Annotated in this window: 7 protein-coding genes, 1 other RNA gene and 2 pseudogenes; 6 read left to right on the top strand and 4 right to left on the bottom strand. The window is 61.6% G+C overall.

The features are described from left to right. Positions 1-82 precede the first annotated feature (82 nt). The 5 genes and pseudogenes from NYR97_RS01455 (at position 83) to NYR97_RS01435 (ending at position 12,159) form a co-directional block, all read left to right on the top strand. A pseudogene (locus NYR97_RS01455) lies at positions 83-3,652 on the top strand (sensor histidine kinase). Between the two features lie 44 nt (positions 3,653-3,696). Continuing rightward, positions 3,697-4,344: pseudogene (locus tag NYR97_RS01450) on the top strand (response regulator); the annotation flags it as partial. A 198-nt stretch (positions 4,345-4,542) separates the two neighbouring features. Further along, positions 4,543-8,127 carry a hybrid sensor histidine kinase/response regulator gene (locus NYR97_RS01445; RefSeq protein ID WP_316697946.1) on the top strand — a complete coding sequence of 1,195 codons (3,585 nt, stop codon included), beginning with the start codon at positions 4,543-4,545 and terminating at the stop codon, positions 8,125-8,127. 219 nt (positions 8,128-8,346) lie between these two features. After that, positions 8,347-12,024 (top strand): hybrid sensor histidine kinase/response regulator, encoded by a 3,678-nt coding sequence (locus NYR97_RS01440; RefSeq protein ID WP_316696265.1) that lies wholly within the window; start codon positions 8,347-8,349, stop codon positions 12,022-12,024. A gap of 58 nt (positions 12,025-12,082) precedes the next feature. Continuing rightward, positions 12,083-12,159, top strand: a non-coding RNA gene (locus tag NYR97_RS01435) — sX9 sRNA. An 83-nt stretch (positions 12,160-12,242) separates the two neighbouring features. On the opposite strand, the gene mdtD is transcribed toward NYR97_RS01435, so the two are convergent. Then, positions 12,243-13,664 (bottom strand): multidrug transporter subunit MdtD, encoded by a 1,422-nt coding sequence (gene mdtD, locus NYR97_RS01430; RefSeq protein ID WP_316696264.1) that lies wholly within the window; start codon positions 13,662-13,664, stop codon positions 12,243-12,245. Positions 13,665-14,110: 446 nt separating this feature from the next. Between mdtD and NYR97_RS01425 the strand changes: the two genes are divergently transcribed. Then, a complete protein-coding gene (locus NYR97_RS01425) occupies positions 14,111-15,643 on the top strand; it encodes a helix-turn-helix domain-containing protein (RefSeq protein ID WP_316696262.1) in 1,533 nt (510 codons plus the stop codon). A gap of 126 nt (positions 15,644-15,769) precedes the next feature. Here the strand turns inward: NYR97_RS01425 and NYR97_RS01420 are convergent, their stop codons facing one another. The 3 genes from NYR97_RS01420 to NYR97_RS01410 form a co-directional block, all read right to left on the bottom strand. Further along, complete coding sequence (locus tag NYR97_RS01420) at positions 15,770-16,015, bottom strand: hypothetical protein (protein ID WP_316696261.1); 246 nt, start codon at positions 16,013-16,015, stop codon at positions 15,770-15,772. A gap of 595 nt (positions 16,016-16,610) precedes the next feature. Next, positions 16,611-17,453: a hypothetical protein gene (locus tag NYR97_RS01415; protein ID WP_316696259.1), complete on the bottom strand. Its 843-nt coding sequence runs from the start codon at positions 17,451-17,453 to the stop codon at positions 16,611-16,613. A 420-nt stretch (positions 17,454-17,873) separates the two neighbouring features. After that, positions 17,874-18,560: a glycoside hydrolase domain-containing protein gene (locus NYR97_RS01410; protein WP_316696256.1), complete on the bottom strand. Its 687-nt coding sequence runs from the start codon at positions 18,558-18,560 to the stop codon at positions 17,874-17,876. Positions 18,561-18,680 lie beyond the last annotated feature (120 nt).

The following is an 18,680-nucleotide window of genomic DNA, read 5'->3' as shown; positions in this document are numbered from 1 at the left end:
GCATTCCCGCTGCGCTCCGCTTGGCTTGCGCTCGCAACGATCCGTTGCGAGCATGCGGGCTGGACGTGGAAAGGATGCCCACATGCGTGCGCTCATCGTTGTGCTTGTCTTGCTGCTTGGCGCTTTGCCATGTGCGGCGAAGATTCCCGAGATTCCCCGTTTCCGCATTGTAGGGCCCAGCGATGGACTTCCATCGACCATGGTGGTTGCGATCCACCAGGATCGTGCCGGTTATCTGTGGCTTGGCACCCTGGATGGCCTGGTGCGTTACGACGGCGCGGGATTCAGGACCTGGAGACACGATCCGAACGACCCTGCGTCGTTGCCCTGCAATGCGGTCCAGGCGCTGCATATCGATGCGCTGGACAGGATATGGATCGGCTGCGGCAAGACGCTGAGCGTCATGGATGCCGGGCGACGCCACTTTCGCCACTATCGCACTGCGGACCATCCTTTGCTGAAGGACGGCGAGATCTACAGCATCGCTGCGTTCGACGGCGATATCTGGGCCGGGACCACGTCCGGCGCGCTGGTCCGCATCGATGCTGGTGGGACGATGTCGTCGGTGGACCTGGGCGCGGTCGATGGCGATCTTGACCAGGCCATGGTCATGAATCTTGCGGCGGACAACCGGCAGCGGCTGTGGATCGCAACCAGTAATGGCCTGGCTTATTACGACGGGAAACATCTGCGTCGCGAATATGTCCCGGACGAGCCGAACCGGCAGTCGGCCATTTTCGGTCTGCAATGGACCGGCGACCGTCTGTGGCTGGGCAGCGAGTCTGGGTTGCATGTCATGGGGGCCAACGATCAATGGCAGCCGCTTCCCTGGGGAACGATGTTCGGTAGTGGCAACGAGTTCTGGGGCGCGGTGGCTGCTCAGGACGGCGAGTTCTGGCTAGGGAGCGGACGCGGTCTATGGCGGACGCGTGGGGAGCGTCCACCGGTCCCTGCCTTCAGCGGGGAGGGTCCGTTGTCGCGCCGTAATGTGGTCGGCCTGCTGGGAGCGGCCGATGGGGGGCTTTGGGTTCCGATGCATGGCACTGGCCTGGGGTATTTGCCGGCGGATTGGAAGCGCAGTGCCGTGCTCAAGCCCGCCGCGCCGACCGGCGATGCCATTTATTGCAATCTGGCACCCGCCACACGGTCTGGGGGTTTGTGGCAGGTGGATACAGACGGTCGCTTGTTGCGCGTTGATCCGAGCACGGGCGACACGTTTCAGACAGGATTGCAGTCGCCGCATCTCAAGGGCATGGAGCTGGTGTCGGCGCTGGAGGATCGTCTGCAGCGTGTCTGGCTGGGCAATTTAAGCTTTGGTCTCTCGCGGATGGATCTGCGCACTGGTGAGTTCATCCACTGGCCGTCCGATGGTCCCGAACCGGCATCCGCGCTGTCGGCGCCGGACTGGATCATCGAGCAGGGCGACACGGTGTGGATGGCATTCATCGACATGGTGCAGCAGCGCGATTTACGTAGCGGCCGCGTCTTGCAGCGCATCACTCAGCAAGACCTGCATGGCCTCAGCGACATCGCTGTACAGCAGCTTGAACAAGGCCCCGACGGGCGTGTCTGGGCTGCGGGCGAGGGCGGCATGTTTGCCTGGGACGACACCTCTAGCCGCTTTGTGCCGGTTGCAGGTCTCGAAGGAACCCCGATCCAGGCGTTTGCCAGCCAATCGCCGGAGACGGTGTGGGTATACCGCGCCACCGGTGCGGAACAATGGAAAAAAACCGCAACAGGCTGGACGCGTGTACGCCACGTGGGCGAAGCCGACGGGCTGGCCGGATTCGACGCCTCTGCAATGCAGATCGACCCGCATGGCAGTGTCTGGATTTCCAGCTTGCGTGGGCTCTGGCGGATCGATCCCTCGGTGACGCCGGCACGGCTGCGCAATATCGGCACGCGCGATGGGTTGACCAGTCAGGAATTCGTCCAGCATTGCCTGCTGATGGCGGGCGACACCTTGATCGGGGCGACCAGCGATGGCTCCACCGTGTTGCTGGATACCGCAATGCCCGATATCGCGCCGTTTGTGCCCGCATTGCAGTTGGAACATCTCAGCGTGCTGCGTAATGGTGCACGCATCGCGTTGCCGATGGATCGCCCGTTTCAGCTGGGTCCCGGGGACCGGTAGTTGCAGATCGTCAGTCGTCTGCTGTCGTATAGCGATCCGCTTTCCAATCGTTATCGCAGTTTCTTGAAAGGCTTCGATACGGAGTGGCAGACCTCGGGCAACGCGGGGATCCGCGAATTTGCCAGTTTGCCTGCCGGCAACTACGAGCTCGCGCTGCAGGGTATAGACCCCTTGGGTAATCGCTCGCAGGTGCGCACCCTGCAGTTCTCGGTCAATCCACCTTGGTGGCGCAGCGACGTCGGCATCGCGCTGATCTGCCTGCTTGGATTGCTGCTGAGCGCATTGCTTGCCGCCGCCTACCGCCGGCGTGTGCGCATGCGTGCGCAATGGCAACTTGCGCAGCACAAACGCGAACTTGCCGAGCAGGCGTCGCAGGCCAAGACGCGGTTTCTTGCGACCCTGGGGCACGAGGTGCGTACGCCGATGACCGGTGTGCTGGGGATGAGCGAGTTGCTGCTGCAGACACCGTTGGATGGACGTCAGCAGGGCTATGCCAGCGCGATCCAGTCGGCGGGCAAGCATCTGCTGCGGCTGGTCAACGATGCGTTGGATCTGGCGCGGATCGAGGCCGGCAAGCTGCCACTGGATTACCGCGATTTCGATTTGCGCCAGCTGATCAGGCAAGTGGCCGAGCTGGTGCGCCCGACTGCCGAGCAGAAGCAGTTGGTCTTCGAGTGCGAGCTGGAGGATGCGTTGCCGCCGGCACTGCACGGCGATGCCAGCCGGGTGCAGCAGATCCTGCTCAATCTGTTGTTCAACGCGGTCAAGTTCACTGAGCGCGGCAGTGTGAGTTTGCGTGTCTCAGTGCTGCCGCAAGGCCACAAGCAAGGCATCCGGATGGAGGTGCGCGATACCGGCCCCGGCATGAGTGCAGAACAGCGCGGGCGCTTGTTCCAGCGTTTCGAGCAGGCCGAAGGCGCGCTCACGCTTGCGCGGCATGGCGGCAGTGGCCTGGGGCTGGCGATCTGCCGCGAATTGGCAGCGGCCATGGGCGGTGAAGTGACGGTCAGCAGCGAATTGGGGCAGGGCGCGTGTTTCGTGGTCGAGCTGCCGCTGCGCTGGGTGGCTGCGTTACCCGCAGTGACGCCGAATGCGGCACGCACAACGCCGCTTCACGATCAGGCGCCGCTGCAGCTGCTGCTGGTCGAAGACGACCCCACCGTGGCGCAGGTGATTGTCGGCCTGCTGCAGACGCGCGGGCATCAGGTCACGCATGTGTTGCATGGTCTTGCGGCACTGGCCGAGGTGAGCACGCGCAGCTTCGATGCCGGCCTGTGCGATCTGGACCTGCCCGGCATCGACGGCGCGGCACTGGTGGCGCAATTGCGCGCGCGCGGCGTGCGTTTTCCGATCGTTGCGGTGACCGCACGCGCCGACGCCGATGCAGAACCGCAGGCGATGGCGGCCGGGTGCAATGGATTCTTGCGCAAGCCGGTCACCGGCGACTTGCTCGCGCAGGCACTGGCGCGCGCGCTTGCTGACGCCAGCGATGCACAGGAAGACCCGGTTGCCGACTAGGGGCGGCCGCAGCGAAGCAGGTACAGTGCAGTCCCGCCAGGGAGCCGGGCATCGGCCCGGAGCAGCAGAAGCGCTTGTTTCAGCGATTCGAACAAGCCGATGGAGCGCGCACCAGCGCTCGCTACGGCGGCAGCGGGCTGGGGCTGGCGATCTGCCAGGAGCTCACCGTGGCGATGAAGGGCACGATCCGCGTGCGCAGCAGGCTCGGCGTCGGCACCCAGTTCAGCGTGGACCTACCGTTGCCGATCGACCGCTCCGGCGTGCGCATCGCTTCTGGCGAGCTGCGCGCGGTTGCCGGTGAGTCGTTGCGCATCTTGCTGGTGGAAGACGAGCCGACCGTGGCCGAGGTGATCTCCGGACTGCTGATGGGCCGCGGCCATCGCGTGGTCCATGCCGCGCAAGGGTTGGCGGCGCTGTCGGAGGCGGTCGATGGCGGTTTCGACATCGCGCTGCTGGATCTGGATCTCCCCGGCCTGGATGGATTTGCGCTGGCATCGCAACTGCGCCGGCTCGGGCATGGGTTCCCACTGCTCGCGGTCACCGCGCGTGCCGACGGCGATGCGGAGCGCCAGGCGCAAGCAGCAGGTTTCGATGGATTCCTGCGCAAGCCGGTCACCGCCGACATGTTGGTCGAGGCGATCGCGGCGGCGCGGGTACGTGCTGATACGCAGCCGATGCACTTGAGCGGTTGAGATAGCTGGCCAGTGGTAACTGTCTTAGACTAATCCCGCCGCTGCGCTTCAGAGTAAAAGCTCGAACACGACGCCTGTCCAATGACATAGACGCCAGGATCCCAGCTTCGCGTGTTGCCAGCATCGCGCCCGGTCCGCACTATGCGTTCAAAGGAAAAACAAGAACGCATGCTGCAACCACGCTCTCCCTTCCGTCGCATGCTTGCGACCAATCTGATTGCGCGCTGCAGACTGCTGCTGTGCCTGGCTCTGATATGCGGCTGGCCGACGTTGGTGCTGGGCGGTGTGCCGGTGTTGCCGCAGCTGCGCCAGTTGACGGTGGCCGATGGGCTGCCATCCAACGTGGTGTATGGGTTTGACGAGGACGAAAACGGCTATCTGTGGTTGGCCAGCAGCGATGGGCTGGCCCGCTACGATGGCCGCAATTACCGCATCTGGCGTATCGAAGAGGGGCTGCGCGATAACCAGGTCTGGGCTGTCCACGTCGACAAGCGCAACCGCGTCTGGATCGGTACCGGCATGGCCGGTCTGGCCATGCTGGATGCCTCGCGTAGCGCCTTTACCTTCTACGACGGCGCGCGCTATCCGGAACTGCGCGGCGCGGCAATCTGGAATATCCAATCTACCGAAGACGGCAGCATCTGGTTCGGTACCGAAATAAACGGGCTGTATCGACTGCGGCCGGATGGGTCACTGGATCATTTCGTGCATCGGGCCGACGATCCGCGCAGCGTGCCCAATGACGCCATCTACCAACTCGAGGTGGACACGCACGGCATCTTGTGGGTTGGTACGGCCGATGGCGCCGCGCACTGGACCGGCAAGGACTTCGAACGACAGGCCTTTCCGGACGGGACTGAGCAAATCATCACCCGGCTCACTGCAGATCAGGATGGCAGTGTCTGGATCGGCACCAGCGACGACAAGCTGTTCCGGCGTGACCCCAATGGCAGCTTGAGTCCGCATTCCTGGACGACGCCAGCGCAATATTCGGTCCTGGGCGTGTTGCTACGGGATCAAGACGGCAGTTACTGGCTCGATACATTGGCCGGGCTAGGGCACGTGATCGACAAGGATGTGCGCAATGTGCCCTTGTATAGCCTCTCGGCGCATGGCCGCATCCGTCCCAATTGGGAGTCGGCCTATCAGGACCGTGAGGGCGGAGTCTGGTTTGCCAGCCCCAATGGCGGGCTCTGGCATCTGCCGTCGAACTGGCGCCGTTTTGCAGTGGTGTTCAACCGCATGGACGATGGAGGCCAGGGCGGAAATCTCGCAACGCAAGCTGCGGCCAGGTCACGGGATGGCCGGATGTGGCTGGTGGGCACATCCGGCGTGCTCGAGCGTGTCGATCCGGGCGTCGGCAAGATCGAGCGGGTGCTGGCGAGCTTCGGCACGCAGAGCTGGGCCAGCAGCGTACTGGAGGATCGCAAGGGCAGGGTCTGGGTTGGTCAATACGCCGAACTGGCGCGTTTCGATCCGGCAAACGGCCAACTGCTGATCTGGAAAGCCGGCGCAGGTACGGCGCATTCCGAGAGTAAAGATGCTGCGTTAGATGCCTTGCCGGACATTTTGCAGCAGACCGGCGATGGACACATATGGATCAATACCGCAGTGGGGTTGCAGGAGCGCGACGAGGACGGGCATGTCATCCGGACCGTGCTGCGTGGCAGTCACGGACTGGATCGCGATCAGGTCGTGCACGAACTGCAGACCGGCCCGGAAGGAAACCTCTGGCTTGCGACCAATCGCGGTTTGCTCCAGTGGAATGCTAGCAACGCGCGCTTCGAACCGATTTCGGGCGCACCCAACGAACAAATTTTCACTCTCCGCTTTAGCGATAATCAAGTCGCCTGGCTTGCCGGGCTGGGTAAACTGCACCGCTATCTGTTGAAGAATGGGGCGCTGCAGCACCTGGACACCGTCGGTAGCGAGCATGAGTTTCCGGCGCTGGCGCCGAACGGTTTGGTGATTGATCGCGATGGCGTGGCGTGGTTGTCCAGCATGCGCGGGCTGATTCGGGTGGATCCGGCGAGCCGTGGCGTGCGTGTGTATGGCGTGCATGACGGCTTACCCAATCCGCAGTTTGTGCCGCGCTCGTTGGTGCAGTCGGCCAAGGGCTTGATCGTCGGAGCAACGCCGGACGGGCTGGTGATCTTCGACCCGGCTGAGCTCAAGCCCAATGATCGCCGTGTGCCGCTGGTGATCGAACGGGTAGGCCTGCGTCGCGGCGAACGGGGGCTGGACCTCAGCCATGTCGAGCCGCTGGTGGTCGAAGACGGCGATCGCGATCTGCACATCGTTGCGCGGCTGCTCAGTTTCGCCGACTCCGAATCCAACAGCTACCGCTTCCGTTTGAGCGGCTACGACCCGGACTGGATCGACGTCGGGCCGAGCGGCGAGCGGCTGTTTTCGCGCTTGCCCTCGGGGCATTACACGCTGGAAGTGCAAGGGCGCACCGCCGAGGGCATCTGGTCGGCCAGCCAGACGCTACGTTTCCAGGTGTTGCCTCCCTGGTGGCTGGCCCCATGGGGGCTGGTCTTTTTGGGCCTGCTCGCGTTATGCGTCATTGCCGCGGCGGTGTTGTTGTATCGGCGTCGTCTGCGTCGCTTGAACGCATTGCAGCTGGCGATGCACAAGCAGGAAATTGCCGAGCAGGCCTCGCTCGCCAAGACACGTTTCCTGGCCACGCTCGGCCACGAAGTGCGTACGCCGATGACCGGTGTGCTGGGCATGAGCGAGCTGTTGCTCAAGACCTCGCTGGACAACAGACAGCGCAGCTATACCGAATCGATCCGTCGCGCCGGTGCGCACCTGCTGCGGCTGGTCAACGATGCGCTGGACCTGGCGCGGATCGAATCCGGGCGTCTTGAGCTGGATCTGCAGCCGTTCTCGGTACGCCAACTCGTGGCAGAAGTGGAAGGCTTGATGGCACCGCTGGCGCAGGAACGCGGCCTGCGTTTCAGCCTGGAAGTGGGCCTGCTCGGCGACATCACCGCCAGTGGCGATGTCACCCGTATCCGGCAGATTCTGCTCAATCTGCTCAGCAACGCGATCAAGTTCACCGAGCGCGGCGTGGTCGGGCTCAAGCTGACCACGCTGGGCTCGTATCAAGGCCTGCGTTTCGAGGTGGCCGATACCGGGCCGGGCATCAATGCCGAGCAAAAAGCACGTCTGTTCCAGCGTTTCGAACAAGGCGACGGCGCCAGGACCACCTCGCGCTATGGCGGCAGCGGCCTGGGCCTGGCGATCTGCCAGGAACTGGCGCTCGCGATGGGGGGGCATGTCGAAGTGATCAGTCGCCTCGGCGCCGGCACGCGCTTTGTCGTCGATCTACCGCTGCACTGGGTCGCCTCGAATGCCACGCTCAGCAGTGAAGTGGAGCGTGCTCGTGCTGCAATCGATCCGCAGCGCATCCTGCTGGTGGAAGACGACCCGACCATCGCCGAAGTCATCGTTGGCCTGCTGCGTTCGCAAGGCCACTCGGTGGTGCATGCGCCACACGGGCTGGCCGCACTGACCGAGACGGCCGACAACACTTTCGACCTGGCGTTGCTCGATCTGGATCTGCCTGGCCTGGATGGCTTCGCGCTGGCGCGGCAGCTGCGCGTGTTCGGCTACGACATGCCGCTGGTTGCAGTCACCGCGCGCTCTGACGAAGCAGCCGAGCCTACTGCGGAGCAAGCCGGATTCGACAGCTTCCTGCGCAAGCCGCTCACTGGCGACATGCTGGCCGACACCATTGCCGAGGCGTTGCGAAGCGTGCGTCCGCGCGGGGACGGATAGAGCGGATGCCCAGTCAGTGGAGACAAGTGGTGTTCGGGCGTCGTGCGGCGCCTTCGTCGGGTAACGGGCAGCTTGAACAGCGATGCGTCGTGCCGGCGATCTTCCGGGGCGTCCGGGTCGTTTCGGCTGGATGCAGGCCTCTGCGCTGTGTTCGTGACCACTGCGGCAGACAGCGGATTGGTCTTTGACGCTGCCCTACGCGTCGTAGGCATGGGAAAGATGAGCGGCAGTAGCGGTACAAGCGGGCCCGGGCTTGCCCGCACCGCGCTTGGCCCGCACTATGCGGCGACTTGTCGTGAAACGTGTCCAGTGCGCCTTTTTCTGTGTTTTTCCTATTGGCTGATTGCTGCGGTGGCGCTGCTTCTGTGCGTTACAGTGCAACCTGCACTTGCGACCACGCGCGCGCTGCTCACGCCGGTACCCAGTCAGGTCACGGTCGCCGACGGCCTGCCCTCGGACACCGTCAATGAACTCGCCGAAGACGAGCAGGGTTATCTGTGGATCGCCAGCGATGACGGATTGGCCAGATTCGATGGACGCAACTACCGCATCTGGCGGATGGAAGAAGGGCTGACCAGCAACGCGATCTGGACCATTTGCGTCGATGGCGACAATCGGGTGTGGATGGGTTTCGAGAACAGCGGTGCCGGCTTTCTGGACGCCAAAACGCGCGCGTTCAAGCGCCTGGAGAATGCGCAGTTCCCGGAGCTTCGCGAAATCACGGTGTGGGCGCTTGCCCACACCCCGAACGGCGATATCTGGCTTGGTACTGCTGCCCATGGGCTGTATCGGCGGCGTCCCGATGGCAGCATGCAGCGATTTGTCAACGTGCCTGGCGACCCCGCCAGCCTGCCGTCCGACAGCGTGATCGGGTTCGAGGTCGCGCCCGACGGAACATTATGGATCGGCACCCATGGCGGGCTCGCTCGCTGGGACGGCACGCATTTTCAGCGAGTGCCGCTTCCTGGAGCCACACAGACCGTCAATCGGTTGTACATGGAGCGCGGCGGCCACACGCTATGGGTATCGGATGTCGGCGGCGATGCGTTTCGTGTGGACGCCGACGGCCAGGCGAGCCCACAGCCATGGCAAAACAACGCGAGCAAGCGGCATGTCATGGGTGTCTTGTTGCATGATCGTAGCGGGCGCTACTGGCTGGACACCGACAGTGGCCTAGGCCTGTCTTCCGTAGGAACCGACATCAGCAGCGTGCCGGTCTACAGCTTGGCGGCACACGGTCTGGTCAGGCGAAACTGGATTACGGCTTACGGAGATCGGGAAGGCGGGCTGTGGTTTGCGGCGCTCGAAGGCGGCCTGTGGCATCTGCCTCCGCATTGGGACACCTTTGCGGTACTGGCGCATCACAGCGGGGATCCACAGTCGCTGACCAACCCGTCCGTGCTGGCGACAACGCCTTCGGCTGCAGGCGGTGTCTGGCTGGCTGGCTCACGGCATGTGCTGGAATATCTCGATCCGGCGACAGGCCGACTGCAGACGCATCTGGCTCAAATCGACAAAGCCCGTCAGCCGGACTCCATGCTCGAAAGCAGGCGCGGCTTCGTCTGGATCGGCGTAGAAGGAAAACTGGTCCGGTATGACCCGCACACACGGCAAGTCAAACGCTGGCAACTGCGGGAAGATGTGGAACCCGATCCCGACGGTGCCGCGGACCGACCGAGTTGGATGGCAGAGGACGCGCAGGGCCGACTGTGGGTGACTGTGCTGGAGCACGGTCTTCAAATCCGGAACGAAGATGGACAGTTGCTTCGTACCATCGTCAATGGCAGTCATGGACTGGAAGCATTGACCATTCTGGACATACGCCTTGGTCCCAACGGTCAGATCTGGCTGAGCAATAACGCCGGTCTACGGCGCTGGGACCCCGCTGCCGACCGATTTATCCCCGTCGACGGTGCGCCGTCCGTGCCGACCCATCTTTTCCGGCTTGGCGAGGGCGGCGTGGTCTGGACCGGGTTGGCGGGCGAGATACGCCGATATCTGTGGGATGGAAAGCAGCTCAAGCACCTGGATACCGTCGGAAAAGACCAGGAGTTTCCGATGGTGGCGCCCAATGGAATGGTGGTCGATGCCAGGGGAGTGGCCTGGGTGTCCAGTCAGCGCGGCCTGATCCGGATCGATCCTGGCAGCAGATTGGTGCGTGTGTATGGGGTGCACGATGGGCTCCCCAATCAGCAGTTGCTAATCAACACCCTGGTGCAGGCGGGCAGCGGGCAGATCGTTGGCGCGGCGCCTGATGGCGTCGTGGTGTTCGATCCGGCCACGATGCGTCCCAGCACACGCAGGCCGCCATTGATTATCGAGCGAGTGGGCTTGCGGCGCGGGGAGCGTGGGCTGGATATCACCGGACAGGAGCCGCTCACAATGCAGGACGCCGATCGCGATCTTCACATCGTTGCGCGCCTGCTCAGCCTGGCTGATTCCGAGTCCAATAGTTACCGCTTCCGCCTCAGCGGCTACGACCCTGACTGGATCGACGTCGGGCCCAGTGGCGAGCGGCAGTTTTCGCGTTTGTCGCCGGGCCACTACACGCTGGAAATTCAAGGGCGCACCGCCGAGGGCATCTGGTCGGCGAGCCAGACACTACGCTTTCAGGTGCTGCCGCCGTGGTGGCTGGCGCCCTGGGGACTGGTCTTTTTGGGGCTGCTCGCACTATGCGTCATCGCCGCGGCGGTGCTGTTGTATCGCCGTCGCCTGCGTCGCTTGAACGCATTGCAGCTGGCGGTGCACAAGCAGGAAATTGCCGAGCAGGCCTCGCTCGCCAAGACACGTTTCCTGGCCACCCTCGGCCACGAAGTACGCACGCCGATGACCGGTGTGCTGGGCATGAGCGAGCTGTTGCTCAAGACCTCGCTGGACAACAGACAGCGCAGCTATACCGAATCGATCCGTCGCGCCGGTGCGCACCTGCTGCGGCTGGTCAACGATGCGCTGGACCTGGCGCGGATCGAATCCGGGCGTCTTGAGCTGGATCTGCAGCCGTTCTCGGTACGCCAACTGGTGGCCGAGGTGGAAGGTCTGATGGCGCCACTGGCGCAGGAGCGTGGTCTGCGTTTCAGCCTGGAAGTGGGCCTGCTCGGCGACATCACCGCCAGCGGCGATGTCACCCGTATCCGCCAGATTCTGCTCAATCTGCTCAGTAACGCGATCAAGTTCACCGAGCGCGGCGTGGTCGGGCTCAAGCTGACCACGCTGGGCTCGTATCAAGGCCTGCGTTTCGAGGTGGCCGATACCGGGCCGGGCATCAATGCCGAGCAAAAAGCACGTCTGTTCCAGCGTTTCGAACAAGGCGACGGTGCCAGGACCGCCTCGCGCTACGGTGGCAGCGGCCTGGGTCTGGCGATCTGCCAGGAACTGGCAATGGCGATGGGGGGGCATATCGAAGTGATCAGTCGCCTCGGCGCCGGCACGCGCTTCGTGGTCGATCTACCGCTGCGCTGGGTCGCCTCCAACGCCACGCTCGGCGGCGAGGTGGCGCGTGCCGGTGGCGCTGTCGCCCCGCAGCGCATTCTGCTGGTGGAAGACGACCCGACCATCGCCGAGGTCATCGTTGGCCTGCTGCGTTCGCAAGGCCACTCGGTGGTGCACGCACCGCACGGGCTGGCCGCACTGACCGAGGCGGCCGACAACACTTTCGACCTTGCCCTGCTGGATCTGGATCTGCCGGGCCTGGATGGCTTCGCGCTGGCGCGGCAGCTGCGCGTGTTCGGCTACGACATGCCGCTGATTGCAGTCACCGCGCGCTCTGACGAAGCCGCCGAGCCTACTGCGGAGCAAGCCGGATTCGACAGTTTCCTGCGCAAGCCACTCACTGGCGACATGCTTGCCGACACCATTGCCGAGGCGTTGCGAAGCAAGCGCCCGCGCGAGGAGATTTAAAGCGACTATTAACTACTGCGCAGTTGCCAGGCCGGCACGGCCGGCACTCGGAATCGGCATGTACGCTTCTACACACCAGTCCCTCCGCACCATCCGCACTCACATCTGGCGACTGCTCGCAGCGTTTTGTCAGCCACTCGTTGGGCTGTGTGCTGCGGTTGAAATCGTGCGCGGCCATCCGCACGCGCACTGCGCCGGTTGCTGCCGCACACGCATGGCTACTCGGCAACTTCTTCCACATGTTTGGGGTGCGGCCGCGTCTCGGCCAGCTGCCAGAAGATCAATGTCGACGACAAGGTGATACCGCCGACGCACAGGAAGGTGGCGTGCAGCGCCGCCGTGGCGCCGTGGCTGTCGCCCAGATGCGTGTTGAACGCGGCCAGCAGACTGCCCGCTGCTGCCGCGCCGAAGCCGGTGGCCAACATCATCACCATCGACAGCAAACTGTTGCCGGGGCTTGCCTGCCCGTGGTCCAGGTCACGCAGGGTGACGGTATTCATGACGGTAAATTGCAGCGAGTTCACCGCGCCAAAGCATGCCAGCTGCAGCAAGCGCAGCCAGAGCGGTTGACCGACATCGATCAAGGCGAAGCTGGCCATCGCCAGTCCCACCAGCACGGTGTTGAGCATCAGGATGCGGCGGTAACCGAAGCGGCCGACCAACTTGACTGCGGCGCGTTTGGCGGCCATGCCGGCCAGCGCCACCGGCACCATCATCAGCCCGGCATGCATCGGGCTCATGCCCAGGCCCACCTGCAATAACAGCGGAATCAGGAACGGCATCGAGCCGCTGCCCACGCGCGCAAACAGATTGCCCAAAATACCGATGCGAAAGCTGGCCACCTTGAACAGGGCCAGCGGAAACAACGCCGCCGGCGCGCTGGCCGCATGCAGCCAGTAACCGGCCAACGCGGCCAGCCCGCCGATCGCCAGCAGCATCACGAAGGCGTGGCGCAGGCCGAGTTCGGAGATGCCGTCCAAGGCCAACGACAGCGCCACCATGCCGAACGCCAGCATCAGATAGCCGATCAGATCGAAGCGTTTGCGCGCATCGCCATAGTGATCCGGCATGATCTTCAGTGCAGCGATAAACCCGATCGCGCCGATCGGCAGATTGATCAAGAACACCCAGTGCCAGGAGGCGACTTCGACCAGATATCCGCCCAAGGTGGGGCCGATCAGCGGACCGATCAGTGCCGGAATCGCGATGAAGCTCATCGCACGCAGGAAGTCGGTGCGCGCCACCGTCTTGAGCACTGCCAGGCGTCCCACCGGCAGCAACATCGCCCCGCCGATGCCTTGCACCACGCGTGCAGCAACCAGCTGCGGCAACTGCTGCGCGGCCGCGCACAACAACGAGCCCAGCGTGAACACGATGATCGCAGCCAGGAAGGTGCGCCGGGTGCCGAAGCGATCCGCAATCCAGCCCGATGCGGGGATGAACATCGCCACCGCCAACGCATAACTGAAGACCACCGACTGCATCTGCAGCGGGCTTTCATGCAGGCTCGCTGCCATCGACGGCAACGCGGTGTTGACGATGGTGGCATCCAGCATCTGCATGAAGATCGCCAGCGACACCAGCCACAGCAACGGCTTGATGCTGTCGTAGTCACGTAAGACGGGAACGGGCTGAGACATGAGCATCGTCGTAGGGAGGACGACGCATTATCCCCGCGCCACTGTGCAGGAAGTCGCAACGGCATGCGGTACGCCGTTGCTTGAGTCCGCCGCAGCGATGTATCGCTGCATCGGCAACGAATGAGACGAACCTCACCCAATTGAATGTCAGGCCAGCCACATGTCACGAATCGTCGGGACAGGGCAGTGGCAGCGTGCTAATGCCCGATATGGCTTGCGACAAGCGGTTGATTCGCTGGTGAATCTCTTACGCCTCAAACGAGTTCAGCCAAGGCAAGCAAGGGTTTCCCTGCATTGCGATGGATCGAGCGAGCGGGAGGCGAGGGGAGCGTTGAACCTAAAGAGCGGAAATCATTTCTTGGAGCTTTGCCGACGGTCTGGTCAGGGATGGCGCGACTTGGGTATGGCCGCCTTCTGAGCGCGCCAGTGATCAGGTCGGACATTTCATGGAAAAGCAGGTCTTTAATCTATTGCAGCGCGCCTATCTCCCAGGCGATCGCTTGGCGGCAATGCTCGGCAAGATTGTTGCGGAATTGGCACAGAGCGAGATATTGAATGGCGCGACATGCGAGTTTTTCGGAGCGGAGGAAAGCGATCTGCCTGCTTCGGATCAGGCGAACGACCAGGCAACGATGAAGCGTCGCTTTCCCGTCCAGCATGCCAGGCAAGTGCTCGGCACGCTGCACGTGACCCTGGTCCACGGCGGCATGACCACGCAAGCGATGATGCTGTGTCAGCAGATCGCAAAGTGTTGTGCCTATCTGATCAAGCGCGATGCAGCGCGGACCTTGGCGGAAGATCGGCTCGCTCGATCACTGATGATGACGGGGGTCTGCGAAGACGTCTGGATGATCGATGCGTTCATCGAGCAGGCCGCAGACAGTCGCTTGCCAGTCATCGTGCGCGGCGAGTTCGGGACCGAGAAGGAGGAGGTGGCGGTTTTGCTGCATGCAGCTGCGCCCTGGCGAGAGGGGGCGTTCGTTGCGGTCGACTGCGCCGCTCCCGACGACACGCCGGCAACATGGTTCGCGCGCGCGGCGGGAGGGACGCTGTTCCTGCAGGGCGTCGACGAGCTCGAAGACGCCCTGCAGCGTCAGCTTGCTGGGCATCTTCGGGGTCAATACACACCGTGGGCTGGGTCGGGCGGCGAGGCCTGGCCGCGGGTGATCGCCTCCACGACCGCTGATCTGTCGCGCCGCGTACGGGCGGGGCGCTTCTCACGCGCGTTGTTGTCGCAGCTGGATGTCCTGTCGATTGAACTTGCCCCTTTGCGCAAGCGGCGGGCAGACATGGGGTTTCATGTCGAGCGCGTGCTGTACCGGCATGGCCTGGATTATGGTCATCTGGTGACCGACGTGCTGATGGAAACGCTGACGCATTACCCATGGCCCGAAAACCTCCAGGAGCTGGAACGGGTGATGCTGCGCCTGGCGGTCATGACTGCCGGCAGGCCGATCGGCATTGCCGACATCCAGCGCCACGCGCCGCGTCTGGTAGAAAGCCGGGGGCACGGAGGGCAGGGCGATGGGCGCTCAACGACATCGCGACAGGCAGATCTTCCCGCCGAGCCCACCACGACGGAAACGCCCGTCGACTGGATCGACGGCCTTCCGCATCGCCCCGGCCAACGTCTCGCCACCCTGCACGACGCACTGCGGCGCGCATTGGTGCATCTGGGCGAACACTATGCCGAGCCGCTGACCCTGGGCGATCTGGCCCGGCAGGCGCACGTCAGCCAGTCGCATCTGGGCTTCCTGTTCCGCGACGAACTCGGTACCCCGTTCAAACCGATGCTGCAGCAGCTGCGTATCGAAAAGGCTAAGGAGCTTTTGCATCAGCAACGGAAATTGCGCATCACAGAGGTGGCGCTGAAGGTGGGCTTCGGCGACCTGAGCCATTTCGAGAAGAGCTTCCGGCGGCTGGTGGGGGTGAGCCCGCGTGAGTTCCGGAGCGCCGAGAGAGGCGGTGGGATCGACTAACCCCGAGTAGCGGTGTTCTTGGGCGCTTCGTGCTGGGCCCCTCGCGGATGGCCCGGCACGAAGCTCTACTGAGATAAATCCGATAAGCTCACGCCCCTCGCTAAGACGAGTGTCCATGCACAACTTTCAAGTTTGCCGCTGGAAGGTGGCAGTTTGCATGCCACCGCCCGGCGGGGCTACCAGTTCTACGACAATCCCGGCCGCATGATTTGGGTCTGAGATGTTATAGGTGTTGCCAACGATCAGATTGTCATTGGGATAGGGCGCGATGTGCGCTACGAGATACTGGGTGGGGTTACCTGCATGGACTTGTATGTTGTTGCCAGTCGCGATGGTGTTGAAGCTAGGTACTTCCTTCACGGTGGTAGTCATGGTGTATATCCTTCAATGCATGCGAGGCAGGATGGGCGGCCTCGTTACGCCTTGAGTTTTCGACGCAGTTACAAACTTGCGCCCAAAGTGGCGCCAAAGCGATGAGGGCGGATTCGTCTGCGACGTGCAAATTTTTAAGACCACAGCTGGCCACAAGCGGTAAAAAATAACTTTAGCTGCTGCGGAACTTGTATGTATATAATCGCAAGATTTTCTAAGGCAAGGAAAAAAAGCTTCTGCGCATGTTTGTGGTGTGCAGTTAAACCTGATCCAGCCTGGCAAGCCATATCAAAATGCTTACATCAAATAGTTAAAAAGCAGGCTTCCCGATAAATGCCTCAACAAGAACTACTTGCCAACGCCGCTGCATGCAAGTACTCAGACCGAACAGTAGCGAGGCTAATACAGCGAGGGTTGGGTCAGTAACGCAATTGGTGACATGATGCCTCTGTGCCCAATATCCAACGTCGATATCATGACCCTTTGGAATATAGGCGCGGCAGCCACTCAAGGTTGCCGGGGGGCGTCGTCAACTAAATAAAATAGTAACTCTTCATCGGGGTTGTTGTTGAGTGGCGGAATCTTGGACCATATGTTATTTTCTAGTTTTTTTACTCCGCTTTCCTCGCGGTTTGTTGATGCATGTATAAAGTATCCGTTTGGCCTGACCACGGCGTTGCCCTCGTTGAATTCGACTGCATCTGAAAGTACTATATGAAAGTGGGGGGGGGAGACTGAAGGGGTCATTTTTTTCTTTTTCTTTCCTTGCAATTCCCTCAGAATGATCGTAACAGATTTCGAAGCAGAATTTCTTTCCGAGGATTTCTGCAAAGCCGCTGCGTTGTGTGTCTGGCGCGTGAAATTGAATTTCGCTAGTAGCGCCCTGAGTTTCAAAAAAACCTGCTTTTTTCGCGTATTTAAATTTAGTTTCGCCATTTAGCATGGCGTAAGTTTTATTTTGATAAATGTGGAAATTTTCTAAAACATATTTTTCTCCAAAAAATATTCGTGAATAAACTAGCTGCACAAGCTGCTCAATGGATCCGGGGTTGTGTGCATCTTTCTTGCCATAATAATCTTGATCGAATGGCTCGTTAATTTTATCGTTATTAAGGTGTGAAAATAACTTTTCAAAGCGATTTGGTTTTGTTTTAAGCGATTTTCGGAACGCGATCGTTCCTGGGATAAGTAAGGTTTTCGAATGTAGTTTACTTGTTTCTATTAGGCCTTTAAATAATTTATTCTTGGTATCCTCATCCATGGCTTTGGCGACTAGCGCGCTCTTCATATTCCTGCTGAAGTAATACTCAGGGAGGATTATCATGGAATGGCATTCTTGCTGGTCAATGTTTGGTTGATTTATTTTGCGTACTACTTCATCTATTTTTTGGCAAAAATTATTCAGCATTGTGATGCGATCATGATTGTTATTATTCATGTACCACTTTTTATATGGGGAGAATATTCCCACCAGAAATTTCATACATATACCTCTCAGTTAATTTTTTGAATGATGTGTTCTATGCTTGCATGGCGAGGCATAAGTAGGCGTGCCGACTAAAGCTAAAACGGGCTCTGGTAGCCAATGCCCTGTGCCTTATTTATGCGGTGGATTGAGTCCACGTTTTTCGCGTCCTATTTAGGACGGATCGAAGCAGTTGCGGAATAATGTGTGGCTCTGAAGCGATTAAATGCTGGTGTCCGTCGTCGATAATGCACTGCTAGTGCGCGACAGTCGCAGCGCTTGCCGCTTGGATTTTTTAATGCGCCCGGAAAAATCGAACTCTTCTATCCGATTCGTATTGATGCTCGTCCGTGCATTTGAAGCTTCCCTTCTCGAAGCTGTGGGGCCGCAGAGCTAGCGCGCGCCTGGATCGGCATGGATCGAATAACTTAAGTCAAATTCCAGCCCATCGCACGGCGTGCCGGGGAGCGACAGCACCGCATCCTGTTCGTATTGCCAGAGCATGGCCTGGGAATAGCCGCAGCCGGCCGGATCGGCGGGCTGGATGTGCTGGATGTCGCCGGCGTAGAGATGGCGCCCTGCCGTCGAGACGCGCCAGGCCCAGACGCGCGGGGATGGTCCGGGGCCGATCCGCGACAGCAATTCCACTGCGCGCGCATGCGAGCAATAGAGGCCTGGCGAGTAGCCATGCCCCACCAAGGCGGCGATCCACATGCGGATGTAGTCGATGGCGGCCTGGGGCGGGCTGCCGCCATCTTCCCAGTCGAGATAGACCACCGTGCCGTCAGGGAAGCCTTCGGCGCGCGCCAGCGCTGCGGCCTGTGCGCCGTCGATGCTGCCCTGTCGGGCGGTGACGTCGTGCGAACCCGGGCCGATCGTCTGCTGACCCAAGTAGACCGGCACCAGGCCCCAGCCCTGCGCGGTCAACGCGTCGCGCTGGCCCATCCAGCCCGTATTGGCATGGCTTGGCGCCGGTGCCAGGTAGTAGCCGCACCATGCCAGGCCGGTCTCGTTCTTGAGCCAGTCGAGGGCGGGGAGTCCGGGGAATTGATCGGTGTCGAAGCCTGTGTAGAACGTCATGTCGGAATTCCTTCGGATCGGGCGTTGGCTGGGCCGGGTCGAGAATGGGTCGGAGCGAATGGGCTGCACTGCTGATCGACGTTGCGGCAAGGAATCGGGTGGCCGGTTCCCTAGAGAACC

Source organism: Xanthomonas hydrangeae (assembly GCF_032697525.1).
Taxonomy (GTDB): Bacteria; Pseudomonadota; Gammaproteobacteria; order Xanthomonadales; family Xanthomonadaceae; genus Xanthomonas; species Xanthomonas hydrangeae.
This window is presented reverse-complemented; position numbering and strand designations above follow the sequence as displayed.